The following is a 25839-nucleotide window of genomic DNA, read 5'->3' on the forward strand; positions in this document are numbered from 1 at the left end:
TCAATTAGGTAAGCTATTTATTACAACTTTTAAATATGTAACCGCAAACAAAAAGGTATGTATTTCTCTTCCTACTTTAATTATACCACATAAAAAAATGCCGATATAGACTGTTTATTCTCATTTACTGCTGGTAAAATCAATAAAACATTACCGGTTAGGAGAGATGTTGAATGAACTCTTTAGTTCTTAGCTTTCAAGAAATAAAAGATACACAGCTTTCACTTGTTGGAGGAAAAGCTTTAAATTTAGGCGCGTTATCAAAAATTCAAGGAATACAAGTACCGGAAGGATTTTGTGTGACAGCGGCCGGGTATCAAAAAGCTCTTGAACAAAATGAAACATTTCGAGCGTTACTGAACCAGCTGACGATTCTAAATGCTGATGATCGAGATCAAATTGGTGAAATCAGCGAAAAAATTCGCCAAACCATTATGGAAATAAAAATTCCTTCTGACGTTGTAAAAGCAGTTATTCATTCTCTCTCTCAGTTTGGGGAAGAGCATGCTTATGCAGTTCGTTCAAGTGCGACAGCTGAAGATCTGCCACATGCTTCTTTTGCTGGTCAGCATGACACCTATTTAAATATCAGAGGCAAAGAAGCCATCCTTGAGCACATTAGCAAATGCTGGGCTTCCCTGTTTACAAATCGCGCGGTAACCTACCGTATAAAAAATGGATTTGACCATAGTCAAGTGCACGCATCGGTTATTGTTCAACGAATGGTTTTCCCGCAGGCTTCAGGTATTTTATTTACCGCTGACCCAATTACTTCTAACCGAAAGCTGTTATCAATTGATGCAGGATTTGGACTTGGAGAAGCGCTGGTGTCTGGTTTCGTATCTGCCGATTGCTATAAAGTACAAGAAGGAGAAATCGTTGATAAAAAAATAGCAGCTAAAAAGGTAGCTATCTACGGATTAAAAGAAGGTGGAACAGAAACCAAGGAAGTTCATTTTGATCTGCAAAAAACGCAAGCGCTCACTGACTCTCAAATTTTACAATTAGAACGCGTTGGAAGACAGCTTGAAGCTTATTTTGATTGTCCTCAAGATATCGAGTGGTGCTTGGCTGATGATACATTTTATATTATCCAAAGTCGTCCAATCACTACTTTATATCCAATTCCAGAAGCAGCTGATCAAGAAAATCACGTGTATGTATCTGTTGGACACCAACAAATGATGACCGATGCCATGAAACCACTGGGATTGTCTTTTTTTCTGTTAACGACTAATGCACCGATGCGTACAGCCGGTGGAAGGTTGTTTGTTGATGTCACCCCTATGCTGGCTTCACCTGACAGCAGAAAAATGATGTTAGGTGCCATGGGACAGCATGATCCGCTCATGAAAGACGCACTTACAAGCATAATAGAGCGAGGAGATTTCATAAAATCTTTATCTAATGATCAAAGTTCCGGTAAAAGCAATAAAAGCGTGCCGCCTACGAAGCCTAAGGTACAAATCGAAAACGACTTGACGATCGTTTCTGACTTGATCAAGAAGAATCAAGCATCAATAGAAGAGCTGAAGCAAACCATCCAAACGAAGTCAGGGCCGGAATTAGTCGATTTTATTTCAGAAGATATCGGGATATTAAAGAAGATTTTATTTGATCCACAAAGTACAGCTGTGTTTATGGCCGCTATGGATGCTTCATCATGGATTAATGAAAAAATGGAGACATGGTTAGGTAAAAAAAACGCAGCAGACGCGCTTTCTCAATCTGTACCAAACAATATTACTTCAGAAATGGGTCTGGCGCTATTGGATGTCGCAGATGTAATTCGTCCTTATCCAGAAGTCATTCATTATTTAAAACATGTAAAAGATGATAACTTTTTGGAGAAACTGGTTAAGTTAGAAGGTGGACAGGAAACCAAAGACGCTATCTATGATTATCTCAGCAAATACGGAATGCGATGTCCCGGCGAAATTGATATTACGAAAACTCGGTGGAGCGAAAAGCCAGCTGCACTTATCCCTGTGATTCTTGGTAATATCAAAAACTTTGAGGCTAACGCCAGCAAACAAAAATTTGAAAAAGGTTTGCAGGAAGCCTTTAAAAAAGAGAAAGAGCTATTAAGTCGATTAAAGCAATTGCCCGATGGCGAACAAAAAGCAAAAGAAACAAAAGAAAGAATTGATCTCCTCCGAAATTTTATCGGTTATCGTGAATATCCCAAATACGGGATGATTAACCGTTATTTTGTTTATAAGCAGGCTCTCCTGAAAGAAGCCGCTCTGCTAGTAAAAGCCCGCGTTATTGATGAATCAGAAGATATATACTATTTGACGTTTGAAGAACTTCAAGGAGTTGTACGCACACGTAAACTAGATTACCAAATCATCAGTAAACGAAAAGAAGAGTACAAATTATATGAAAAGCTAACACCTCCGCGTGTGATTACGTCTCAGGGTGAAATTATTACAGGTGCGTACAAACGAGAAAACCTCCCGCCCCAAGCAATTGTAGGTTTACCGGTTTCTTCCGGAGTGATAGAAGGGCGCGCGCGCGTCATTTTAAACATGGAAAAAGCTAATCTATCAGATGGAGATATATTAGTCACTTCCTTTACTGACCCTAGCTGGACCCCGTTATTCGTAGGAATAAAGGGGCTTGTTACGGAAGTTGGGGGATTGATGACTCACGGCGCAGTCATTGCCCGCGAATACGGATTGCCAGCGGTTGTTGGAGTAGAGAATGCTACTCGGCTAATAAAAGACGGTCAGCGAATTCGCGTACATGGAACAGAAGGGTATATTGAAATACTGTAAAAGCCAAAAATACTTGCACTATTTTATCTAATTAATAGATGAAGATTTGTCTAGATTTCTTTGCGCATCTTCAGTTCATACAAAAAGGCAGGCCACAATGGCCTGCCTTTTTTATATTGGTAACAAAGTAGATTGAAACGTCAAATGCTGACTTTTTTCGTAGCTGTCTGCTGCACATGCTCCATAAACAGTTTAAACAAGTTCAGCATTGAAATATGTTCTTTTGCCATCATTTCTGGATGCCACTGGACGCCGACTACAAATTGATTTCCTTGTTTTTCAATGGCTTCAATGACTCCGTCTTTTGCCCATGCGGAAACTTCAAAGCCTGGCGCTACGTCTTTAATCGCTTGATGGTGAAACGAATTAATAAGAGCTTGATTACCGTAAAGGTCATGTAGGTGTGTTCCGTCTTTAATCATGATGGAATGAGAAGGGTCGCTTGTATTGTTGTATTGATCATGTTTGATAAATGACTCTTTAATGTCTGACATGTCTTGATAAAGCGTGCCGCCGTAAGCAACGTTTAAAATTTGTAAACCGCGGCAAATCGCTAATACGGGCTTTCCTTGATCAATCACATGCTTTAACAATAGATGTTCAGACTGATCTCGTGCTAAAAAAGGTGAACCTGTTTTTGTTGTAGGTTCTTCACCGTATAAAAGGGGATTGACGTCTTGTCCACCTGATAAAATCAACCCGTCTATACTTTCTGCCTGCGCTTTAATCATTTCTTCATCTTCTAGTACTGGCAAGATAAAAGGAACTCCGCCGCTGAGCGCTGTTGATTCGATATAGTCGTTATTCACATACGCTCGCTTATAGCCTGGAAAGCGTCCTCCTTGATCCACAATAATGCTTCCTGATATACCAATTAAAAATCCCACTGTTGTTTTCTCCTTTTTTGTTAAATTACCATTTCTTAAGATGTTTTCTCTTTTTTACTGCGTTGATAGAGTGTTTTCAATCGCTTGCTTTATAAGAAATAAATGGTTCTTTTATTCAACTATCATACATATATACCATATTTATTTAATAGAAAATGGTATAATAGCCTCTGTGTGTCAAAAATACTAATTGCCAAAGGTAGAAGGTAGTGCTACAATTGTTCACATTCCTACTATTCTTCTTATTATAGTCGGATTAAAATTTTATACAAGGAAATAGGAGTGATTTTAGTGAAAAGGACTTATTTACTTTTCATCTCTCTTTTAACCATTGTCCTCATGGTAGCAGGCTGCAGTGGTAACGCAAGTAAAAATACTTCAAGTGAAAAAGAAGGAAAAGAAGGCGGAACGCTAAACGTCGCGTCTCAAAGTGAGCCAGCAACGCTAGATGCTCAAATCACTGGGGACTCAGATGTGAAAGATGCAACGCGCAGTATCTATGAAGGGTTAATGATTTTAGACGACAAAGGAAATCCTAAGCCTGACTTAGCGTCTAAAGTAGATATTAGCGATGATAAAAAAACATACACGTTCCAATTAAGAAAAGGGGTTAAATTCCATAACGGTAAAGAAATGACTGCAGATGACGTTGTCGCTTCTATTAACCGCTGGATTAAGCTATCATCCCTTGGGAAAACAAACTTCTCTGGTGCTGAAATGACAAAAACCGGTGATTATACGGTAGAGCTTCATTTACCATCACCAAATGTTAACACGCTATCTTTATTAGCTGATCCAATCCCCGCAGCAGCTATTTTACCAAAAGAAGTGGTTGACAATGCATCTGATGAAGGGATCAAAGACTACATAGGAACAGGTCCATATAAAGTAAAAGAGTGGAAGAAAAATCAATATCTTTTATTAGAAAAATTTAAAGATTATTCTTCGAAAGGCCGCGAAGTTAAGAAAACTCCTCACGTCGATGAAATTAAGATTAGTTTCGTAAGCGATGAGTCAACTAGGATTTCTGGTATTACAACCGGACAATTTGACGTTGCGCTATCTGTATCAAGCGATAATGCCAAACAAGTTGAAGGCAGTCAAAATGCAAAAGTAGAAACATCACCAGGCGGATTTATGGGACTTTTCTACAACGCAGATAAAGGCGTCTTTAAAGACATCAATGCGCGAAAAGCAGTTAACGCAGCTCTTAACTCAAAAGATATCTTAGACAGTTCTTACGGAAGCTCAGATTATTACAAGCTTTCTTCATCCATTGTGAACAAAGAGTATCCAAACTACTACAGTACAGCTGGAAAAGAAGAATATAACCAGCATGATAAGAAAAAAGCAAAAGAATATTTGAAGAAATCTGGTTATAACGGAGAAGAAATTCGCTTAATGGCGTCTCGCGATTACCAAGATCAATACAATACAGCTGTTGTGGTTCAACAAGAATTAAAAGACATTGGTATGAATGTAAAATTAGAAGTATACGACTGGGCGACATTCAGCGATAAAATGAGTGATACAAACCAATGGGACATCTATCCTGTTGACTGGAATGCTCGTTCTACCATCTTCCAAGGATTCTGGACGACAAAAGGTACATCAGTTGAAAAATCAATGGACTACTTAAACAAAATTAAAGCTGCTCCTTCTGTTAAAGAAGCTCGCGGTGACATTGATGCCATCCAGCAATACGTATGGGACGAGCTTCCATTCACGCTTATTGGTCATAAAGTGAACATCAATGCCGTTTCTAACAATGCAAAAGGCTATGAGTATAATTTAGGTCCAATTTTCTACAATATGAGTTTAACAAAATAATATCTTATTATTCTAATAAACAGAGGGCTTATGCTCTCTGTTTTAGAAAGGAGTTTACGATGGGAGCTTATACACTTAAGAGACTTTTTGCACTAATTCCTGTTTTATTCATTGTATCTATTGTTGTGTTCTTAATTACGCGCTTAACGCCTGGGAGTCCCGCAGCAATCATTTTAGGACAAGGCGCAAGTCCGGAACAAATTGCAGCGCTAAGCAAAGAAATGGGATTGGATGAGCCTGTTGTCAATCAATACTTTATCTGGCTATCAAACATCTTTCACGGAGATTTTGGTTATTCCTACTTTTTAAATAAACCTGTGCTCGGGGCAATTTGGGATAACGTAGGTCCTACGGTTTCTCTAGCTATACTTGCGCAAATTTTTGGCGTGGTGTTTGCTTTACTATTTGGTATATATGCAGCTAAACATAAAGGAACGATTCGTGATGAAAGCATTATGGGAGCCAGCCTTTTAGGTATCTCTATTCCTAGCTTTCTTCTCGGTTCATTCCTTATTTTGCTTTTTGCTGTACAGCTTCGAATTTTCCCTGTTTCAGGATACGTTCCGTTAAATGCCGGATTATTTGAATACTTAAAGTATTTAGTTTTACCAACGATTACGCTTGGAGCGATTCAAGCTGCATTAATTACGCGTATGACGCGTTCATCTTTACTCGATACCATTTCTGAAAACTTTGTTAAAACGGCAAAAGCAAAAGGATTAAATGAACGCACAATTATGCTTAAGCATACGCTGCGCGTGAGTTTTTTACCGATTTTAACAGTTATCGGAGAATCATTTGCGGGACTTGTGACCGGAGCGGCAGTAACAGAATCATTATTTAACATCCCGGGATTAGGTCAGCTGATTGTTTCATCAATTGAACGCCGAGATTACGCGCTTATTCAAGGAGCTGTACTTTTAATTACGGTTGCTTACGTGGTCATCAATTTAGTTGTTGATTTGCTGTATGCCGTGATTGATCCGCGTGTACGCAATTCTTATCATGATTAAAGGAGGGTGATGAATGTGAACGCACAACAAAATACAGAGACCATTTCAGTAACTTCAAAGAAAAAAAGAAACCCAGCGGCAGCGCGTTTCTTCTCAAATCGTTTGCTAGTAAGAGGAGCGATACTTATTTTATTATCTATTTTGATTGCTGTTTTTGCTCCGCTCATTTCTCCTTTTGGCAGTTTACAAATCGACCCTGCAAATCGATTAGCACCGCCGTCAAGCACGCACTGGTTTGGAACGGATAACTTTGGGCGAGATGTATTTAGTCGGACAATGTACGGCGTCAGAATATCGTTAATGATTGGAGCCGCAGTAACGATTATTGCTACTGTACTTGGTTTAATCGTTGGACTTTTATCTTCTTATTATAAAATTCTTGATTATATTTTAATGAGAATTTGTGACGGCTTGTTTGCTTTCCCGTCTATTTTACTAGCAATTGCCATCATGTCTGCTTTAGGACCTAAAACAAGCAATGTTATTATCGCACTGAGCCTTGTATTTATTCCTTCGATTGCGAGAATTGTTCGTTCAGCTGCGCTTGTTGTAAAAGAAAAAACATTTATTGAAGCGCTAAAAGCTCAAGGAGCAAGCTCACTTCGAATCATTTGTTTTCATATGGCACCAAACGTCTTATCGCCTTTAATCGTTCAAGTAACATACGTGTTCGCCGTGACGATTTTAACAGAGGCTTCGCTAAGCTTTTTAGGAGCCGGAATTCCTGCGCCAACACCAAGCTTAGGAAATATGCTGTATGACGGAAAGCTTGCGATTTACAACGCGTGGTGGATGACCGTGTTTCCGGGTGTATTTATCATTTTAATTGTACTTGGCCTTAATTTATTTGGTGACGGTCTGCGCGATTGGTTAAATCCGAAAAACGTAATGCTGAAGAAAAGGAGGAAAAAACGTTGAGTAACGCCCTTTTAAAATTAGAAGACTTACAAGTAACTTTTACAACGTATAGCGGAGAAGTAACGGCTGTTGACAATGTATCTCTTCAATTAAATAAAGGAGAAGTATTGGGCATTGTCGGTGAATCCGGATCTGGAAAAAGCGTAACGTCCGAATCTATTCTTCAGTTATTAGATGAAGACCTAACAAGCTACGATGGTAAGATTTTGTTTGAAGGAAAAAACTTATTAGACATGTCTTCAAAACAAATTCAAAAGCTAAGAGGAAACGAAATCTCAATGATTTTCCAGGATCCCATGTCGTCATTAAATCCCGTTATGCCAATTGGAAAACAAATTGCTGAAGTGACTCGTCTGCATCAAAAAGTCTCTAAAAAAGAAGCGCAAAAGAAAGTCGTAGAGCTTTTGAGACTAACTGGCATTCCGTCTCCAGAACAGCGAGCAAAAGAGTATCCGCATGAAATCTCGGGAGGAATGAGGCAGCGCATTATGATTGCGATGGCTTTAGCCTGTGAGCCGAAGCTTCTTATTGCCGACGAGCCAACAACGGCTTTAGATGTAACCATTCAAGCGCAAATCCTTGACCTTATGATGGATTTAAAAGACAAGCTCAACATGGGCGTGCTGTTCATCACCCATGACTTAGGCGTTGTCGCTAATATTTGTACAAAAGTAGCCGTGATGTATTTAGGACAAGTGATGGAAGAAACGGACGTTAAAACGCTGTTTTCAAAACCGCTTCATCCTTATACAATGGGCTTAATTAAGTCGGTTCCTCACTTAGATGGCGACAGAACACAAGAGCTTTCGTCCATTCCAGGAACGGTTCCGCCGCTTTCAAACGTGCCAGACGGCTGTCGTTTTGCACCAAGATGCCCGTTTGCAACGGAAAAATGCCATAAAGAAGTACCTGTTTTAGAGCATGCCGATGATACGCATCGCGTTCGATGCTGGCACTATGAAAAAATTCAAGAAGGAGAGGTTGCGTATGTCTAGTGAAGCAAAGCAGCAAAGCGCCAAGCCCTTGCTTGAAGTTCGCAACCTGCAAAAATACTATCCGGTTCGTTCAGCTTTAGGAAAAGCAAAAGGCCAAATTAAAGCGGTTCAAGATTTATCTTTTGATATTTATGAAGGCGAGACGTACGGATTAGTAGGTGAATCTGGGTGCGGGAAAAGTACAGCGGGGCGCACGCTTTTAAAGTTAGTAGAACCAACGGGCGGGGAAGCACAATTTAATGGAGAAAGTATTTTCGAATCTAAAGCATCACGCTTACGGACGATTCGTAAAGATTTGCAAATGATTTTCCAAGATCCGCATACTTCCCTTAACCCAAGGAAAAAAATTGGGGCTTCCATTCAAGAAACATTAACAATTCATAATGTAGGCGCCAAAAGCGAACGAAAGCAGCTTGTCATTGAATTATTAAAAAAGCTTGGGTTTAATGAAGAAGATTACAACCGCTATCCGCACGAATTTTCAGGCGGCCAGCGTCAGCGCATAGGGATTGCGCGTTCGTTGATTTTAAACCCGAAGCTTATCATTTGTGATGAGCCGGTTTCAGCACTGGACGTATCTATTCAAGCACAAATCTTAAACTTGCTGCGCAGTTTGCAAAGAGAAATGAAGCTTTCATATCTCTTTATCTCCCACGATTTAAGCGTTGTAAGGCATATTGCAGACCGCGTTGGCGTAATGTATTTAGGCAGATTAGTAGAAGAAGGGACAACAGATGAGATTTTTTCAAATCCTCGTCATCCTTATACAAAACTTCTTTTATCCTCTGTTCCGGCGATTCATGAACATGAAAAACGCGAAAAAATCGAGGTTAAAGGTGAAATTCCTTCTCCTCTTAATCCACCTTCAGGCTGTGCGTTTCATAAAAGATGCCCGTTCGCATTTGACCGCTGCATGAAAGAAACACCTGAAGATACAGTGATTGATAGCAAGCATAAAGTAAAATGTCATCTATATAGTTAAGGTGAAAATCTGTAGCGATAGAGAAAACAAACATATTGATGCAGCAGCATAATTGAATGAATAGAAATGAAAAAGTCACTAGTACATCTAGTGGCTTTTTTCTTTGAAAACATCGGGTTCCAAGGGTAGTGAAAAGTCATTATTTAGCATATTAGATTCATTTTTATATAAAAACGAATATTTTAATGGTAATATAGTTCTATAAATATACATAAAAAGGGGTTTTTAGATGAAAAAGGGATCTTTTGTTTTGGGAATTTCACTACTGTTATGTGTAGGTAGCTTAACCGGGTGTAGTTTTTCAGATGAAAAGGAAGCCGCTACAAGCACTCAAGAAACCAAGGAGAACGCAACAAAGAAAAACGTAGAAGCAAAAGAAGAAAGTAACGAAGCAATCAAGAAAAAAGAGCCTCAAGACAATGCTACAGAAGAGTCGGATAAAAAAACAAATAAAGTCACAGAAAAAGAGAAAGACTCCTCAAAACCAGGGGATAAACAGAAAGAAGATTCTACGCAAGCAGCAGATAAAACTGAATCAGCGTCTAGTCAAGTTGACTGGGGTAGCACGTGGAGCAGAAATATTGATACAGACCCCGCTGGAATAGATATTACTAATTTAAAAGGCGACACGTTTAAGTTCAAATTAAACGCAAATCATTTTGACAACCCAGAAGATGTTAGTACAGGAATTGTGAGTGCAGGGGATGTGGAAGGAATTGCAAAGATTAAAGGAAATGTCGCTACTCAAATAACGGATGATATAGACGGTGGTTGTATGATTACGATGACTAACTATACAAGTTATATAGAAGTTAAAATTCAGCCGAGCTGCACTAGTTCTGGTGGTGGAGTAGGCGTTTATTATGATGGGAAATATCAAAAAGGTGATATAGTGTCACAAGAAGAGAACACCGATAACAATACAACTTCAGAAGATGCCGAACAAGAGAAGCAAGACCAAGAAAAGAGCGAAAAATCAAGTAAAAAAGAAATTCCATCAGGGAAATCACAAAATCTGTTGACACATGAAGAAGCAGAACAGCGTGTAAAAGAATTTTTGAGTTTATCAATGGATAATATGTATTATGTATATGACGGGGATACTCCAGAAGGAAATTATTCAATACGTGTCTATCAATATCAAGAGGCAACAGCCGATTCCACTGAACACGAAGCTTTTTATGGTTTTTATACAGTAAATCCGCAAACTGGAGAAGTAGCTGATGCATATGCTGATTTAAAAGAAAGTAACTAAAATATCTTTATAAACAAAAGACCCCTTACTAACCTATCCATCCTAATATATGGAGATATGAAAACAAAACGTGTTATGATGGTATCGGTGATAATTATGGGTAAAAAAGCAGATAAAACAAACGTAATGCGAATTTTAGATCAGAAAAAAATTGAGTACAATTATTATTCTTATGAAACTAAAAATCTGAGTGGGGTACAGGTAGCTACTTCGCTCGGAGAGGATCTTGCTAAAGTCTTCAAGACACTTGTGACCGTAGGGAAATCAAAAGAACATTATGTCTTCATGGTACCAGTTGAAAAGGAGCTTGACTTAAAGAAAGCGGCAAAAGCAGCTGGTGAAAAGTCCTTAGAAATGATTCCTCAAAGAGAGCTGTTGCCACTTACAGGATATGTTCACGGCGGGTGTTCTCCTATCGGAATGAAAAAGCAGTTCATAACCTTCATTGACTCTACAGCAGAAGACTGTGAAACGATTTACTTTTCAGGCGGGCGTGTAGGTCATCAGATACAGTTACCACTAAGTGACTTATCAAAAGTAATTCGTATACGTCCGGCAGACATCACAAAAGATAGTTGAAATGTAGTTCCCTTGAGCGAAACGCACTTAGACATAAGCGTTTCGCTTTTTTAGTTGCTTTAATTACTGTTGGAATAACGAAAAATAAAAGTAAAAATATAGAAAAAATGATATTATATAGATAATGCATGGGGGTTTTATAAAAAAACTAGGAGGAAGACAGAAATGATTAAATCAATTATTGGTGGGTTCATTTTATCTTTTATTCTTTTAGTAGCATGTACAATAGCTAACGTAAATTCAGAAACAGTACTTTTCACCGCTTTCATTATATTAGTGGGGCTAGCTCTTATCATATCTGGAGCAGCTGTAAGCGGTGATCGAATGAGAGCTAACCTTTCCACAGAATCAAAAGCAGACAAGAAGTGGAGAATAACAAATTCTATAAACCTTATGTTAGCTGCCGCTCCAGTTCTCGGGGTATTTCTTCTCATTCATTACTTTGTATAGTTTATTCTTCGACATGTAAGAGCAACCCGCAAGGTCCTTAAAAACAAACTAATTATTCATAAGATAATAGCGAAAAGAGGTGCTAGGATGAAAGAAATCACTTCAACTATGGTGAACCCGACAATAAAAAAGCTGTTATCTTATGCAACTTTAGAAGAGAAGGTTGATGGAGAGTATAAAAAATACACTTGTTTGCCAAGTCGGAAATTATATAGTATTGAAGTAAATGGAGACACAGTTAGCTGTATAGGAGTTGAATTTCTTAACGCCAAGGAAGCTGTTGTAAAACATATAGCTGTTTTACCAAAAGAGAGAGGGAAAGGAATAGGAAGCAGCATGATTCGCTTTCTTTGTAAGAACTATGATATATATTCTATTTTTGCTGAGACAGATAAAGAGGCAGTAAACTTTTATTCTAATTTTGGCTTCCAAATAACAAGTTTAGGTGAAAAATATCTCGGAGTGGAACGCTTTTTGTGTGAATTTAAAGTTCAATGAGATAAATTAAGGTCGCCGATGTAACAAAATTATAGAGCATCTATGGCTGTATATATAATAAGGGATAAGATTAAAATTCAATAATTATCTTAAATTTAGGTTAGAGCTCAGTACAAGTTATGTTTATTCTACATATTATGTCAATGTAAGCAGCTTACACTCACAAGTTGAAAAGAGTATTTTCTTAGCCATGTTCTCACTTAAAGAACATGGCTTTTTTTCTGTTTGTCATATAAATTAGAAAGCCGAACATTGTAAAATTTTTGTATTAATAATTAGAAAATATTATATTTTCTAATAAATCAATAGTACAATATATAAATAGAAGGGAGGGTTAACACTACATATATAATAGACAGCAGCCGCTTTTAAAACCCTTATTTTGTTACCTATAAATGATATTGAATGGATTATTCAACCTTTTTTAAGCGCTCTCATTATATAAGTGATTGGTCGAATAGGTTTTATAGAAAGCAATACAATCTAGCTGTTTAAAAAGATTTACTGGTAAATTATTTACTACTTCATGTTACAGGAGAACCAACATTAAACACTCAAAGAAAAGAGGGATCACTCATGGCTCATACCAGTGAAGCTGCAAACAACAGGCGTGTTACAAGTAATATTTTTAAGGGGTCTATTGGAAATTTAATTGAATGGTACGATTGGTACGTTTACTCTGCTTTTGCCGTCTATTTTTCATCGCAATTTTTCCCGGAAGGCGATCCAACAAGTCAGCTGCTTAACACAGCCGCAATCTTCGCTGTTGGTTTCTTAATGCGTCCAATCGGTAGTCTGCTAATGGGACGCTATGCCGATCGATATGGTCGCCGTGCTGCGCTTACCTTATCTATTACCATCATGGCGAGCGGTTCTTTGATTATCGCTTGTACCCCTAGCTATGGCACAATAGGGTTATTATCTCCTATTATTCTAGTACTCGCACGTTTGCTTCAAGGAATTTCCTTAGGGGGAGAATACGGAACGTCTGCAACTTATCTTTCTGAAATGGCAAGCAGCGGGCGAAGAGGATTTTATTCAAGCTTTCAGTATGTAACGCTTGTTGCTGGTCAGCTGGTAGCATTAGGTGTTCAAATTATTCTGCAAAACGTTCTTAGTGAAGCAGATATGATTTCATGGGGCTGGCGTATTCCTTTTGTTATTGGAGCTATCGGAGCGCTAAGCGTTTTATGGCTGCGACGTACGATGGATGAGTCAGAGCAATTTTCTAAAATGGACTCTGAAAGCCGTGAAAATGCAGGGACTATTAAAGCACTTATGAAGCACCCTAAAGCAGTGTTGACCGTTATTGGTTTAACATTAGGAGGAACGGTTGCATTTTATACGTATACAACGTATCTACAAAAATTCATGGTAAACAGTGTAGGGCTGGATAAAGGGGTCGTAAGCTGGATTAACTTCTGTGCGCTGCTTGTATTTGTTGTCATTCAGCCAATAGCAGGGATGCTATCTGATAAAATTGGACGCAGACCTCTGTTAATGAGCTTTGGTATTTTGGGAACATTGCTGACTGTACCGCTGTTTCTTTTTATGAAACAAGCACATAACCCAGTCATGGCCTTTCTATTAATGACAGTTGGACTTATCATTGTAACCGGTTATACATCTATTAACGCAATTGTAAAAGCTGAGCTTTTCCCAACGGAGATTCGAGCTCTTGGTGTAGGATTACCGTACGGACTTACAGTTGCCATATTTGGAGGGACAGCAGAATTTATCGCACTATGGCTAAAAAGTATTGGCCATGAATCAATTTTCTTCTTCTATGTAGCAGGGTGTATTGCCATCAGCTTTCTTGTTTATTGGCGTATGGGAGAATCCTCTAAAGATTCATATATAGAATCTGAGCTGAAGACAGATGACAAAGATGACAACGTCCCGCCAAATAATATCAGCTTTTAATTTTGGTTAAATAAATAATCGTTTGGTAACATAAAAAAGACGGGCTTTTTATAGCCAGTCTTTTTTTATACCCTTAATTCTATAATAGGATTTTCGTATATTATTTAGTGATAATAAGTCCTTGTATGATCTCATTCCAGTAATGTTTAAAACTAGGCTTTATTTTCGGCATTTTGAACACTCCCTTTAAAATTTTCCCAATTGGATAGTCGTTATAGTAAGTTTAATAAAATTAACCAAAGTTGTTACCCAACGCAGAGCGTAACTTACTCTATGAATTTGTACCACTAAAGAGTGAAGAGAAAAATAATGAAAGACATATATGAAAGATAAGATACATAATAAAAGGATTATTTTGTGATATAACGAAATAGAGAGTATATACATCAGAAATAGAGAGAGGGTAAACTTCGTGAATACTTTATGTTCCTTTTTTATGAATCCAGTTTTAAGCGCTTCAACTTTTTTAATAGAATTACAGAGTGCGTTCTTTCGCCCTATTTGGAAAGAGTATAATTATGATGATTACTTTACCTACAAGGTATATGTTCCAAGTACATATACTGGGTTAAGTAAAGTACCATTAATCGTTATGCTTCATGGGTGTCAACAAGACGCAGATGATTTTGCTGCGGGTACGGAAATGAATAAGCTAGCGGAAGAAAAAGGTTTTATTGTTCTCTATCCCCAAATGAATTACTTTGCTAATTCCAACGGGTGCTGGAATTGGTTTTATGAGTATAACCAGTTTCGCGGTAATGGAGAGCCAGACATAATAAAAGATATGATTGATCACATAACCACTAAGTATGCGATTGATTCTACTAATATATACCTTGCTGGCATGTCAGCTGGAGGCTTTATGGCGAATGTGATGGCTATTGCTTATCCTGATATATTTAAAGCGGTAGGCATTCATTCAGCAGGCAGTAATGCGTATGCTGTAGACCTCATAACAGCCGGAGAAGTTATGCTATATGGATCTCTAAATCCTGAATTTGACGGTGATGAAGCTTATAAGAAAATGGGATCTTACGCACGGCCTGTTCCCATCATTACGTTTCATGGCCAATCAGATACAACAGTTAATCCAATTAATGCGTCTACACTAATTCAGCAGTGGATTTATACATATAAGTATTTCGGTATCGACCTACATGAAAATGCTGCTTCTTACACTTCAAGGGAAAACGAAAATCATTATAGTTACATAACTTATGACTACGTAGATGCAGAAAATAAAATCTGGATGAAAAAAATTATGGTAGAGGATATGGGGCATGCATGGTCAGGTGGAAATGACAATGGATCAGATACTGATTCAAAAGGTCCTAATGCTTCAAAAATGATGTGGAATTTTTTTGAAGCACAGAATGTTTAAATAGAATATGAACGAGCGATCAAGATGTACTACTAAATAACATCAGCCTTCATTTTTTTGAAACAAATAATTGTCGACCAACAGCAAAAAAAGGATCTTATCGAAAGATCCTTTTTCTGTTATCAACCAGCATTTCTTAACAAGTAGCTTCAAACCGATTTAACAATACATCTAGATCCTGACTGATTTTAATCGTATTACTACTTGTAAACCCTTCTTCTAGGGCAATCATCATCATCATTTTTCGTATAAATTCTATCTTTATCAGCAGTAGTCTACATTTGAAACACATTAAGTTTCCTCCACTTGCCACGTCATTTTAAAGGTTTAAATTATTGAATTTTTTATGTAAAAACGGTTCAAATCTAAAAATAGAACCTAAAAAATATAGTAACAAATAGATAGTGTCGAAGTCTGTCGTATTTTGAATTCAGATATTTTCATTTAAAAAGAATTAACTCTTAAACGTTTTGCTGGAAGCTGCGCTCTGTCTTAATTATGATTGTTCCACCGGTTGTAAATAACTGACGGAGTAACAGAGCTTCCCCTGTTTTTTGGATATAGGCATAATCAGATTACATTTAGGCATGTTAACATAAGATTGGACTTATTTAAGTTAGTCAACTTTAAACAAAAACATATCTTTTTTTCATTTATTGGTTTCTGTTTAACTATTTATGGCTATCAGGCACTGACAAATAAAGATAAATGATAGGTGAGGGCCGTTTCTAACCGCTATAGACTTTGTAAAAAGCGCAACAAAAAAGCGTCTGTTAAGACGCTTTATATATAATACATATACTGCTCTTCTTTATTGGTATTTGTTGTTTCATGGATTATTTCTTCCGGGATATTGGACGTCCGGTTAGTAAAAAGCATAAACAACGCAATAATTGATGCCACAAAACCTAAAGTAACAATCACAATAAATCCCTCCCTTTAGAATATATATTCTACTTTCATCTTCATTTTCCTATATTTATTTTATACCCTTATTTTATTTTCTCAACACATAGAATAAAAAGAGGGTATGCATCGCCTGAATATCCATCCAAAGTAAATACAATCAAGGGAGCTTAAAAAAGTAGGAAAACATAAAAATTTCTTCGTATTCGGGGCATGAATCATTAAAATTATTAATCATTAAGATAACTTATTTATATTGTACGAATGAAAGAAATTTATATATATTAAAAATACGAAATATTCATTAAATTATACAAGGGTTTGTTTTAAGTTAAAAAGAAAAAAGCTGCTGCTTTAAAGGCAACAAGTAAGCAGTATAAGATTAAGGAGTTACACGGAATATAAAAGTTATAGAAATGAATACAAGTAGAATTCTTTTTGCTCAAATATTCACATAGTTTTCATTCGTAAAAAAGACTGAAAATTTTGATAATAAATTTCACTTTTATTAAGGGGGACTTTTTATGACAACAACGGTTTTAAATGTATCAACTTATTCTTTTTATCTGAATGGTGAGTGGAAAGAAAGCAAATCAGGGCAGACGATCGATATTGTTTCTCCATACCGTCATGATGTGATTGGAAAAGTGCAGGCTATCACAAAAGAAGAAGTCGATGAAGCGGTACATGCCGCACAGAAAGCTCAGCAAGGGTGGGCAGAAACTTCTCTGCAAGACCGTGCCAAATATTTATATAAGTGGGCAGATGAGCTGGTAAAAATGCAGAGTGAAATTGCCGAAATTATTATGAGAGAAGTTGGAAAAAGCTTAAAAGATGCAAGGAATGAAGTCGTACGCACGGCAGATTTCATTCGCTATACAGTTGAAGAAGCTCTTCATATGAACGGAGAAAGCATGAAAGGAGATAGCTTTCCTGGAGGTTCTAAGTCAAAGGTTGCGATTGTTGAACGCGTGCCTTTAGGCGTGGTACTCGCGATTCCTCCTTTTAACTATCCGGTAAATTTGTCTGCTGCTAAGCTTGCGCCTGCTCTTATTTCAGGAAATGCAGTTATCTTCAAACCCGCAACGCAAGGAGCGATCAGCGGTATTAAGATGATTGAAGCTCTTGATCAAGCAGGGATTCCACAAGGACTTGTAAACGTCGTAACGGGCCGGGGATCTGTAATTGGTGATTACTTGGTTGAACATAAAGGCATTAACATGATTTCGTTTACCGGAGGAACAAATACGGGTACTCAGTTAGCTAAAAAGGCAGGCATGATTCCTCTTGTACTAGAACTTGGAGGAAAAGACCCGGGTATTGTATGTGAAGATGCAGATTTACAGGAGGCAGCAAAACATATTATAAGCGGAGCATTTTCTTATTCGGGTCAGCGCTGTACAGCTATTAAACGTGTACTTGTACATGAAAAAGTGGCAAACGAGCTGGTCGACATCCTAAAAGAAGAAGTACATAAACTATCAGTGGGTTCTCCTGAAGATGGATGTACAATCGTTCCATTAATTGATAGTAAGGCAGCGGACTTTATTCAAATTTTAATTGCAGACGCGCTCGGAAAAGGTGCAGAAGTTGTGACTGGGAACAAGCGTGAAGGCAACCTTATCTATCCTACTCTTTTAGATAACGTGAATGATACTATGCGTGTAGCATGGGAAGAACCATTTGGTCCTGTGTTACCAATTATCCGCGTCGCTTCTGACCAAGAAGCCATTGACATCGCAAACGAATCAGAATTTGGCTTACAAGCAAGCGTTTTTACAAAAGATATTAATAAAGCTTTCTCAATTGCAAATAAAATGGAAGTCGGTTCCGTTCAAATCAACGGCCGCACAGAACGCGGCCCTGATCATTTTCCTTTTATCGGCGTAAAAGGATCCGGTATGGGCGCTCAAGGCATTCGTAAAAGCATTGAATCCATGACTCGTGAAAAAGTAACGGTATTAAATCTTCAATGATTGAATTCCAAGAGCTATCCAAATCGAGTCAGTAAAATGTAGAGAATCTCATGGAAAAAAGCCTGTGCTCCAAAAAGCACAGGCTTTTAAACGTCTTATTTACCTATCACTCGATTCCATCTTTATAGTTCTTATGCCAGTTTTTATCACCTTTGTGCTCGATATCTTCAACGGTTTTTTCGAGCTCTGACATAATGAGTGTTTTTACTTCATAGATGGTATCAAAAAAAGCTTTCTCTTCATCCGGATTCGGCTTTATTTTGGCTGCTGCCGAAATATCAACATATCTGCGATGTTCAGTTGTTAATTTATCAAGCGCATCAAAAATATGAGAGGTAAGAACAGCAACCTCTTTATGATTATCAGGCAGCTTTTCTTTTAATGTTTCAATTCTTTTATCCATGTTAAAGTCCCCCTATAACGTGTTGTATTTATGTAACTTTCCCACTAATAAAAACGAATAACCTTAAAAAGTAAAAAAATATGGGAATTAGCACGTGAAACAAAAGTATACTACAGGATATCATGTTAAAGTGAAAAAACGGTGAAATGAGTGGGTATATTTTCAATATAGAGAAGTTTGTACTAATAAAAGAAGAGGTCATTTAGCAGGTAACCTTTGTCCGTGTTTTCAAGCCTTACATATATTTAATCGATATAAAGCTTTTTTAAAAATATTTGTAAGTTGATTCATTTTGCATCAAAAGAATTTTTTGGTATATTATAGATGTGTTTAAAAATGCAACAGAAGGTGATTGGATGAAAGTACTGGCTATCGCTCCTTATAACGGTTTAAAAGAGCTAATGATTACCCTAGGAGAAAAAGAAGAGTTCGAGTTGCAAGTAGAGATAGGTGATTTAGAAGAAGGCCTGACTCTTGCTAAAGATGCAATACATAATGGCATAGATATCATCATCAGTCGAGGAGGAACGGCGGAACTCATCCAAAGAGAGTTGACTATCCCGGTTGTTGAAATTGAAGTTTCTGGTTACGATATGCTTCGCGTGCTGACGCTTGCTAAAGGTTACCCAGGAAAAAAAGCAATTGTTGGGTTCTCTCCTATTTCAGAAGGAGCTTCTACAATTTGTGAAATACTAGATATCAATATGTCTGCATACAAAGTCAAAAGCGAGAAAGAAATCGAGCCTATTTTAGTTCAATTACAGCAAGATGGATATACAAATATTATTGGAGATGCCATTACGGTAAAAATAGCTGAAAAGCTTGGACTCAATGGTATATTGCTGACTTCTGGAAAAGAAAGTGTTTTAAAATCTTTTCAAAATGCAAAGAAAATATATGGATTTCTTTCGTCTTTCAAAAAAAACTACTTGATGTCTTATGATATTATTCAAAATGAAATGGAAGGAATTGTTGTATACAATTCAACGTCTCGGGCTATTTTTTCTAATCCTTATTTTAATAAGAATTTTACTGACAGCTTTAAACAAAACCTCAATGTAGAAGAGGCTGTAAAGACTGTATGTAACACAGGTTCTTTTGAAACAGTCTTTAGTAGGGATGATGACTTTTTGACAGTAAAAGGATATCCTCTGGAAACCTCACATTCAAAATTGATTATGTTTCGCATTAATCAATATAAGTCCAATGAAAATCAAGGTATAGATGGAATCTCAATTGTGTCTTTACAAAACGAAGCAAGCTCTGCAAGTAACCTTACTACTGTCGTCACAAAAAATGAGAGAATGAAAGGTGTTTTAAAAGCTGCAACTATTTATGCTAATACGGAAGAACCTGTATGGATTAGCGGTGAAGAAGGAACTGGAAAAGAACGACTAGCAAAGCTTATTCATCTTAATAGTGAAAGACGTGAATATCCACTGCTTATTATAGATTGTGAAGTTCTCTCAAAAGCACAGTGGGCGCGCCTTCTAGACAAAAGTTCCTATGATGATTTATTAGCCCATAATCCGCATGGAAGCGTTATTTTAAACAATATAGACCTTTTAGAATTGGATACTCAAAAACAATTAGCGAGTTATTTAAAAAAGAATTCAACTACGTGCCGTTTTATAACTTTATCGCGTAAAAGTATCGAATACTTAACTGAAACACAGCGTTTTGATCAAGAGTTGTATTATTTATTAGCTAGTTTAACCTTGGACCTTCCTTCATTAACAGAAAGAAAAGAAGATATCGAAAGCTTAGCTCTTTTCTTTATCGGAGAATACAATATAAAATTCGGCAAGCAAATCGTAGGGATACGTAGCGATGCAAACGAAAACTTAAAGAATTTTGAATGGACTGGTAACATAAAGCAGCTAAAACAGATCATTAAAGAGAGTGTACTATTAGCTGAAGGGGCTTTTTTAGAGCTTCATGATCTAAAGAAAGTAATAAGTACCATTCGCGTTACAAGTGACAATCAGGAAATTGATTTAAACGGAACGTTAGAAGAAATCGAACGAAAAATCATAAAAAGAATATGGTTAGAAGAGGGTATGAATCAAACAAAGACAGCTGAAAGGCTAGGTATAAATCGAACCACTCTGTGGCGGAAACTAAAATGAAATTTCCTATATATATTCGATTGAGTCAAATTTAAAACCACTTTATCTATAAGTTAGTAAAGATAAAGTGGTTTTTCCTGTTGAATTTTTAAACAATTTAGAAAATATTAAATTTTACCACTTTTAACTGTTGATTAATTAAACGTTTATGTATATAATTCAAATTGTAAACGTTTTAAAAAAGTAAATCATACATAAACGTTGCAAAAATAAACAATTAACTAAATTCAAATAGATAGTGTAGGGAGGAAGGAATATGGAGTTAAAAGGAATTATTCCAGCGTTATTAACGCCTTTAACAAAAGAGCAGAAAATAAACGAACCGGTACTGCGTCAATTAACTAGTCATCTTATTGAATCAGGTGTCCATGGCATTTTTGCTTTAGGAACAAATGGTGAATTTCATCTCTTCACAAAAGAAGAGAAATTAAAAATTGCTCAAGTGATCATTGATGAGGTCAAAGGAAGAATCCCCGTAATTGTTGGTACGGGAGGGAACAGTACAGAAGAAGTTATTGAATTATCAAAGCAGATGGAAAACCTTGGAGCAAATGCTCTTTCTGTTATTACTCCTTACTTTGTTACACCAACTCAAGAAGAAGTGATCGTTCATTTTCAGCAAATAGCAGAAGAAACATCATTACCAGTTCTTTTATACAATATCCCTTCAAAAACGGGAATGAGCTTAGAGCCCGATACTGTCGCCAAGCTAGCAGACGTTCCTAATATAGTAGGAATTAAAGATAGCAGCGGCAGCTTCGAAAATATTAAAAACTATATTCATGTAACAAAAGACAAAGACTTTTCCGTGTTTGCGGGAACGGATTCTTTAATACTAAAGACCTTAGAAGCAGGAGGAGTAGGAGCAGTTGCAGCAACTGCAAATATGGTCCCTGATATTGTCGTATCTATTTACGCCAGCTGGTTAAAGGGATTTAATAACGAAGCGGAAGAAGCTCAAAAAAAATTACAGCCTCTTCGAGACACATTCCAATACGGTACGCTTCCATCGGCTTTGAAAAAAGCTGTAGAACTATATGGAATTCCGGTAGGCCCTCCTAAACTGCCAGTCTCTGAACTATCAGGAGAGGGACTTGAAAAGGTAAAAGAAATGGTTGCGGGCTATAAAAAACAGAATGCACTTTAAAATAAACTAACTATAAGGGAAAGAGGTTAAAATGATGCAAAAGCTTTATCAATTTCAAACAGCAAATCATCTTATCGCAGGACCAAATTCAATTGAAAAAGTAGGAGAATACCTTTCTCTATTAGGTACAGAGGTCAAGTCAGCCTTAATTATTACTCAACCATCGATGAAAAGGTTAGGTTTTGTCGAGAAGCTTATTCATCATTTATCTGACAAAGGCGTATCAGCCTATGTGAATATTGATGTTCTTCCAGAGCCAACGGTTGAAAACATTGAAGAAGTTTTTCAAGCCATTAGCAAAGAACAGTATGATGTATTAATTGGATTTGGTGGAGGAAGCGTGCTGGATGCAACAAAAATTCTTTCAGTCTTACAAACAAATAACCAATCTATCCGTGAACTATTAGGTACAGATTTAGTTAAAAACCCAGGTACACCAACTATCTTAATTCCAACTACTTCAGGAACAGGTTCGGAAGTAACGCCTAATGCGATTGTTACACTGCCCGATGAAGAATTGAAGATTGGAATCGTAAGTAAGTATTTACTGCCTAAATTAGTGGTACTCGATCCAGTTCTAACATTAAGTTTGCCAAGACCTATCACAGCTGCAACCGGGATGGATGCATTTACTCACTCATTAGAATCATTTATTTCAAATAAATCAAATTTAATAAGCGATATGGTTGCATTAGAATCAATTCGTCTCATCTCGTCTAGTATTATAGAAGCTTATCAAAATGGGAATTCGGTCGAGGCGAGAGAAAAAATGCTTGTAGGTTCTATGTACGGCGGAATGGCTTTAACAAGTGCAGGTACTGCTGCGGTTCATGCATTAGCATATCCGCTAGGCGGAAAATTTAAAATTCCTCACGGTGTAGCTAATTCGATGCTTTTACCCCATGTGATGGAGTTTAACATGGATGCCATTGAAGATCGATTGTTCCTCGTAGCTGAGCCTATGGGAATTAAAATAGAGGGTTTTTCAAAGACGGAAGTAGCTCAAAAAGTAGTAAATCGTATTGTAGAGTGGACAAACGTTTTAGAAATCCCACAAAATCTAAAAGAATATGGAGTAAAGGAAGAAGATGTTCCAGAGCTAGCTCTTTCCGCTTCAAAAGTAACGCGATTATTAAATAATAATCCTAAAGAAGTAAGTTTGAAAGATATGGAAGGAATTTACCGTAAATTACTTGTTTAAAAAGGTGATGACATTCTATGAAAATATCCGTTATTTCTGATGATTTAACAGGCGCAAGTGATTGCGGAGGACAATTAGTTCGTTATGGGTTAGATGTTTCTGTCGTTTTAACCGATGACAATAGTAATTTAAGTAAAAAAGAAGCTTTTATATTTAATACGGATAGCCGCGCTGTTTCAGGGAAAGAGGCTTACGAAAGAGTTAAAAACGTTTGTGAAAGAATTCAAGGTGAAACATTTGATGTTATTTACAAAAAAATTGACTCTACAATGAGAGGCAATATCGGACAAGAAATTAATGCTGTGTACGACGTATTTCAACCTGATTTTGTTTTTATCGCTCCAGCCTTTCCAAACGCCGGAAGACAAGTGATTAACGGCGTACATTTTTTGAATCAAAAACGTTTAGATGAAACTGAAGTAGCGAACGATCCTAAAACTCCCGTAAAGGATTCTTTAATTGCCCGACTGGTTAAAAACCAAGCGCAAAAGGAAGTGGGCCATCTTTCGTACAAAGATCTTCATGCAGGATATGAATTTATCTTCAAAAAGCTTAAAGCATACAAAAATCAAAACATTTCATACATCACAGTAGATTCAATTCATGAATCAGATCTTAAATGTCTCGTTGAAACGATAAAAAAGACGGAATTTTCTGTTGTATGGTCCGGTTCAAGCGGATTAATTAACTATTTACCTCAAGCTTATGGACTACAGCCATCCACAAAGAAAGTCAGTTTTCTAAGAAATGATCAACCCGTGCTATTTGTTATTGGAAGCGTAAGTAAAGTTGGAAGAAATCAGCTGAACCAACTATTACTATACTCTGATACCATTAGTGTAGAAATGAACCCATCAAAAATCATTTTAGACGGTGTTTCCAGACAAAAAGAAATAGATCAGGTAATAGAGAGGGCCTTAACATTTCTGAAAACAGGAAAAAGTATTGCTTTATTCTCTTCAGAAGAAGTAAAAGAAACACAAGAGATTGGTAAAAAACAAGGCTATAGCGCTATTGAAATAAGTGACTATATTTCAATGGCCATGGGAGAAGTAGCTGTAGATCTAATTAATCAATGTACTATTACTAATCTTTTTCTTACAGGAGGAGACACGGCTCAACAAGTGTTAAGTCAATTACAGGTTCATAGACTTCATTTGGTTGACGAGGTGGAGCCTGGTATACCGCTTGGCAAGTTAGATTATAAAAGAGAGATTTTTGCTGTAACGAAAGCAGGAAGTTTTGGTACAGATGTAGCTATGCTTAAAGCTAAATCGAAGCTGCAGGGGAAAAAAGATGTTTGGGAACCCTCTGTAAGATTAAGCAAATAATTAAACAGTGCAATAAAAATGGAAGTGAATTTTAAAGGAGGCATATGATGAAACCTGTCATCGGAATTACAATGGGCGATGCAGCTGGAGTAGGTCCAGAAGTTATTGTAAAAGCACTAGCAGATCCATCGGTTTATGAAGCTTGTCGTCCTATTGTTGTGGGAGACGCTAAGATAGTAGAAAGAGCGATCCAAATGACACGAACCTCGTTAACTGTCCATCGCGTTAACGAGGTAAATCAAGGAGAATTTACTCATGGCGTAATTGATTGTCTGCATTTGGACTTAGTGCCGGAAGATCTTCCAGTTGGAGAAATCTCATCATTAGCTGGGAGCGCAGCGTTTAAATTTATTAAAAAAGCGATTGAATTAGCAAAGCAGCAAGAGATACAGGCCATTTGTACGGCACCTTTAAATAAAGAAGCGTTACATAAAGGCGGCTACACTTACCCTGGCCATACTGAAATTTTGGCAGAGCTTACGAATACAAAGGATTATTCCATGATGTTATCTTCACCAAAGCTAAAAGTCATCCACCTTACTACTCATGTAGGATTAAAAAAAGCAATAGATGCTATTACACCGGAACGAACATACACCGTTATCAAACTTGCTCATGAAACATTAAGTCGCGCAGGGTATAAAAACCCGCGAATTGCCGTTTGCGGAATTAATCCTCACGCTGGAGAGAACGGTTTATTTGGAGAAGGAGAAGAGGAAGAAAAACTAATTCCTGGTATTCAAATTGCAGCTTCTGAAGGGATAAATGTTACAGGTCCATACCCTGCGGATACGCTATTTTTCCGTGCAGTTCGCGGAGATTTCGATATTGTCATCGCTTGTTATCACGATCAGGGACATGTGCCTATTAAAGTCCTAGGGTTAGAAGAGGGTGTCAACATCACAGTTGGTTTAAACGGCGGCGTTATTCGCACTTCTGTCGATCACGGTACAGCATTTGATATCGCAGGAAAAGGAATTGCTGATGAAAGAAGTATGTTAGCTGCTCTTCAATCAGCTGCTGAGCTATCACCTAAAAAGGTTTTAAATAAGTTTTAAAAGTGGCGTTGTTATCAATTTTTTATAAAATGTCTTCGGAGGAATTTGAACATCTTTTACTATGAGTATAGTAGTAATAATATGAATTGTAATTAAAGAACTCCGAAGACAGTGAGTTATATTTGGTAATGTTTTATTGCTTCTTCACAGAACACAAATGAAAGCGCTTAATAAATGTCTGCATAAAACGTTTGACT

The 25839-nt window shown here is 37.2% G+C and carries 22 protein-coding genes; 18 read left to right on the forward strand and 4 right to left on the reverse strand.

The annotated features are described in order from the left end of the window. Positions 1-173: 173 nt before the first annotated feature. Positions 174-2780: a phosphoenolpyruvate synthase gene (ppsA, locus tag WKH56_RS28030; RefSeq protein ID WP_048021420.1), complete on the forward strand. Its 2607-nt coding sequence runs from the start codon at positions 174-176 to the stop codon at positions 2778-2780. A 140-nt stretch (positions 2781-2920) separates the two neighbouring features. Here ppsA and WKH56_RS28035 read toward each other — a convergent pair whose 3' ends face one another. Then, positions 2921-3667, reverse strand: coding sequence for a gamma-glutamyl-gamma-aminobutyrate hydrolase family protein (locus tag WKH56_RS28035; RefSeq protein WP_048021418.1), 747 nt, complete (start codon positions 3665-3667; stop codon positions 2921-2923). A 291-nt stretch (positions 3668-3958) separates the two neighbouring features. Between WKH56_RS28035 and WKH56_RS28040 the strand changes: the two genes are divergently transcribed. The 11 genes from WKH56_RS28040 (at position 3959) to WKH56_RS28090 (ending at position 15491) form a co-directional block, all read left to right on the forward strand. Beyond that, positions 3959-5497 carry an ABC transporter substrate-binding protein gene (locus tag WKH56_RS28040; RefSeq protein WP_098112789.1) on the forward strand — a complete coding sequence of 513 codons (1539 nt, stop codon included), beginning with the start codon at positions 3959-3961 and terminating at the stop codon, positions 5495-5497. Positions 5498-5556: 59 nt separating this feature from the next. After that, positions 5557-6510, forward strand: coding sequence for an ABC transporter permease (locus WKH56_RS28045; protein ID WP_028413754.1), 954 nt, complete (start codon positions 5557-5559; stop codon positions 6508-6510). Between the two features lie 9 nt (positions 6511-6519). Beyond that, the gene (locus WKH56_RS28050) at positions 6520-7428 is read left to right on the forward strand and encodes an ABC transporter permease (protein ID WP_034264721.1); all 909 of its coding nucleotides are present in this window, start codon (positions 6520-6522) and stop codon (positions 7426-7428) included. Continuing rightward, positions 7425-8423 (forward strand): ABC transporter ATP-binding protein, encoded by a 999-nt coding sequence (locus tag WKH56_RS28055; protein ID WP_048021416.1) that lies wholly within the window; start codon positions 7425-7427, stop codon positions 8421-8423. Before WKH56_RS28050 ends, WKH56_RS28055 begins: the two co-directional genes overlap by 4 nt. Beyond that, positions 8416-9405 (forward strand): ABC transporter ATP-binding protein, encoded by a 990-nt coding sequence (locus WKH56_RS28060; RefSeq protein WP_063247213.1) that lies wholly within the window; start codon positions 8416-8418, stop codon positions 9403-9405. Before WKH56_RS28055 ends, WKH56_RS28060 begins: the two co-directional genes overlap by 8 nt. Positions 9406-9634: 229 nt before the next feature. Continuing rightward, positions 9635-10660 (forward strand): hypothetical protein, encoded by a 1026-nt coding sequence (locus WKH56_RS28065; RefSeq protein WP_275211209.1) that lies wholly within the window; start codon positions 9635-9637, stop codon positions 10658-10660. A gap of 96 nt (positions 10661-10756) precedes the next feature. Further along, positions 10757-11239, forward strand: coding sequence for a Cys-tRNA(Pro) deacylase (ybaK, locus tag WKH56_RS28070; RefSeq protein WP_048021514.1), 483 nt, complete (start codon positions 10757-10759; stop codon positions 11237-11239). A 165-nt stretch (positions 11240-11404) separates the two neighbouring features. Then, positions 11405-11689, forward strand: coding sequence for a DUF5316 family protein (locus WKH56_RS28075; RefSeq protein ID WP_028413748.1), 285 nt, complete (start codon positions 11405-11407; stop codon positions 11687-11689). A gap of 87 nt (positions 11690-11776) precedes the next feature. Then, positions 11777-12187, forward strand: coding sequence for a GNAT family N-acetyltransferase (locus tag WKH56_RS28080; RefSeq protein WP_275211207.1), 411 nt, complete (start codon positions 11777-11779; stop codon positions 12185-12187). 576 nt (positions 12188-12763) lie between these two features. Beyond that, positions 12764-14110, forward strand: coding sequence for an MFS transporter (locus tag WKH56_RS28085; protein ID WP_275211206.1), 1347 nt, complete (start codon positions 12764-12766; stop codon positions 14108-14110). A gap of 436 nt (positions 14111-14546) precedes the next feature. Continuing rightward, complete coding sequence (locus tag WKH56_RS28090) at positions 14547-15491, forward strand: extracellular catalytic domain type 1 short-chain-length polyhydroxyalkanoate depolymerase (RefSeq protein WP_260505847.1); 945 nt, start codon at positions 14547-14549, stop codon at positions 15489-15491. Between the two features lie 136 nt (positions 15492-15627). Here the strand turns inward: WKH56_RS28090 and WKH56_RS28095 are convergent, their stop codons facing one another. Beyond that, complete coding sequence (locus WKH56_RS28095) at positions 15628-15783, reverse strand: aspartyl-phosphate phosphatase Spo0E family protein (protein WP_016763750.1); 156 nt, start codon at positions 15781-15783, stop codon at positions 15628-15630. A 491-nt stretch (positions 15784-16274) separates the two neighbouring features. After that, a complete protein-coding gene (locus WKH56_RS28100; protein WP_275211203.1) occupies positions 16275-16415 on the reverse strand; it encodes a hypothetical protein in 141 nt (46 codons plus the stop codon). A gap of 506 nt (positions 16416-16921) precedes the next feature. Here WKH56_RS28100 and WKH56_RS28105 point away from each other — a divergent pair. Further along, a complete protein-coding gene (locus tag WKH56_RS28105) occupies positions 16922-18373 on the forward strand; it encodes an NADP-dependent glyceraldehyde-3-phosphate dehydrogenase (protein WP_165635838.1) in 1452 nt (483 codons plus the stop codon). 106 nt (positions 18374-18479) lie between these two features. On the opposite strand, the gene WKH56_RS28110 is transcribed toward WKH56_RS28105, so the two are convergent. After that, a complete protein-coding gene (locus tag WKH56_RS28110) occupies positions 18480-18776 on the reverse strand; it encodes a hypothetical protein (protein WP_028413740.1) in 297 nt (98 codons plus the stop codon). Positions 18777-19102: 326 nt separating this feature from the next. Here WKH56_RS28110 and WKH56_RS28115 point away from each other — a divergent pair, with 326 nt between their 5' ends. The 5 genes from WKH56_RS28115 (at position 19103) to pdxA (ending at position 25642) form a co-directional block, all read left to right on the forward strand. Continuing rightward, complete coding sequence (locus WKH56_RS28115) at positions 19103-20905, forward strand: PrpR N-terminal domain-containing protein (RefSeq protein WP_342837126.1); 1803 nt, start codon at positions 19103-19105, stop codon at positions 20903-20905. A 256-nt stretch (positions 20906-21161) separates the two neighbouring features. Further along, positions 21162-22052, forward strand: a complete 891-nt coding sequence (gene dapA / locus WKH56_RS28120) for a 4-hydroxy-tetrahydrodipicolinate synthase (RefSeq protein WP_221833549.1) — start codon at positions 21162-21164, stop codon at positions 22050-22052. A gap of 34 nt (positions 22053-22086) precedes the next feature. After that, positions 22087-23253 carry an iron-containing alcohol dehydrogenase gene (locus WKH56_RS28125; RefSeq protein WP_221833696.1) on the forward strand — a complete coding sequence of 389 codons (1167 nt, stop codon included), beginning with the start codon at positions 22087-22089 and terminating at the stop codon, positions 23251-23253. A 17-nt stretch (positions 23254-23270) separates the two neighbouring features. After that, positions 23271-24584 carry a four-carbon acid sugar kinase family protein gene (locus WKH56_RS28130; protein WP_034264664.1) on the forward strand — a complete coding sequence of 438 codons (1314 nt, stop codon included), beginning with the start codon at positions 23271-23273 and terminating at the stop codon, positions 24582-24584. A gap of 44 nt (positions 24585-24628) precedes the next feature. Further along, positions 24629-25642, forward strand: a complete 1014-nt coding sequence (gene pdxA, locus WKH56_RS28135) for a 4-hydroxythreonine-4-phosphate dehydrogenase PdxA (protein ID WP_168760646.1) — start codon at positions 24629-24631, stop codon at positions 25640-25642. The last annotated feature ends 197 nt before the right edge of the window (positions 25643-25839 follow it).

This window comes from Priestia sp. SB1 (genome assembly GCF_038898415.1).

Excerpts from the sequence above, each read along its gene's own strand:
- WKH56_RS28050 (WP_034264721.1), top strand. The coding sequence starts at position 6,520 with ATGAATGTGAACGCACAACAAAATACAGAGACCATTTCAGTAACTTCA.
- WKH56_RS28075 (WP_028413748.1), top strand. The coding sequence starts at position 11,405 with ATGATTAAATCAATTATTGGTGGGTTCATTTTATCTTTTATTCTTTTA.
- ppsA (WP_048021420.1), top strand. The coding sequence starts at position 174 with ATGAACTCTTTAGTTCTTAGCTTTCAAGAAATAAAAGATACACAGCTT.
- WKH56_RS28125 (WP_221833696.1), top strand. The coding sequence starts at position 22,087 with ATGCAAAAGCTTTATCAATTTCAAACAGCAAATCATCTTATCGCAGGA.
- dapA (WP_221833549.1), top strand. The coding sequence starts at position 21,162 with ATGGAGTTAAAAGGAATTATTCCAGCGTTATTAACGCCTTTAACAAAA.
- WKH56_RS28130 (WP_034264664.1), top strand. The coding sequence starts at position 23,271 with ATGAAAATATCCGTTATTTCTGATGATTTAACAGGCGCAAGTGATTGC.
- WKH56_RS28110 (WP_028413740.1), bottom strand. The coding sequence starts at position 18,776 with ATGGATAAAAGAATTGAAACATTAAAAGAAAAGCTGCCTGATAATCAT.
- WKH56_RS28105 (WP_165635838.1), top strand. The coding sequence starts at position 16,922 with ATGACAACAACGGTTTTAAATGTATCAACTTATTCTTTTTATCTGAAT.
- WKH56_RS28080 (WP_275211207.1), top strand. The coding sequence starts at position 11,777 with ATGAAAGAAATCACTTCAACTATGGTGAACCCGACAATAAAAAAGCTG.
- WKH56_RS28060 (WP_063247213.1), top strand. The coding sequence starts at position 8,416 with ATGTCTAGTGAAGCAAAGCAGCAAAGCGCCAAGCCCTTGCTTGAAGTT.
- pdxA (WP_168760646.1), top strand. The coding sequence starts at position 24,629 with ATGATGAAACCTGTCATCGGAATTACAATGGGCGATGCAGCTGGAGTA.
- WKH56_RS28095 (WP_016763750.1), bottom strand. The coding sequence starts at position 15,783 with ATGTGTTTCAAATGTAGACTACTGCTGATAAAGATAGAATTTATACGA.
- WKH56_RS28065 (WP_275211209.1), top strand. The coding sequence starts at position 9,635 with ATGAAAAAGGGATCTTTTGTTTTGGGAATTTCACTACTGTTATGTGTA.
- WKH56_RS28090 (WP_260505847.1), top strand. The coding sequence starts at position 14,547 with ATGAATCCAGTTTTAAGCGCTTCAACTTTTTTAATAGAATTACAGAGT.
- ybaK (WP_048021514.1), top strand. The coding sequence starts at position 10,757 with ATGGGTAAAAAAGCAGATAAAACAAACGTAATGCGAATTTTAGATCAG.
- WKH56_RS28085 (WP_275211206.1), top strand. The coding sequence starts at position 12,764 with ATGGCTCATACCAGTGAAGCTGCAAACAACAGGCGTGTTACAAGTAAT.
- WKH56_RS28045 (WP_028413754.1), top strand. The coding sequence starts at position 5,557 with ATGGGAGCTTATACACTTAAGAGACTTTTTGCACTAATTCCTGTTTTA.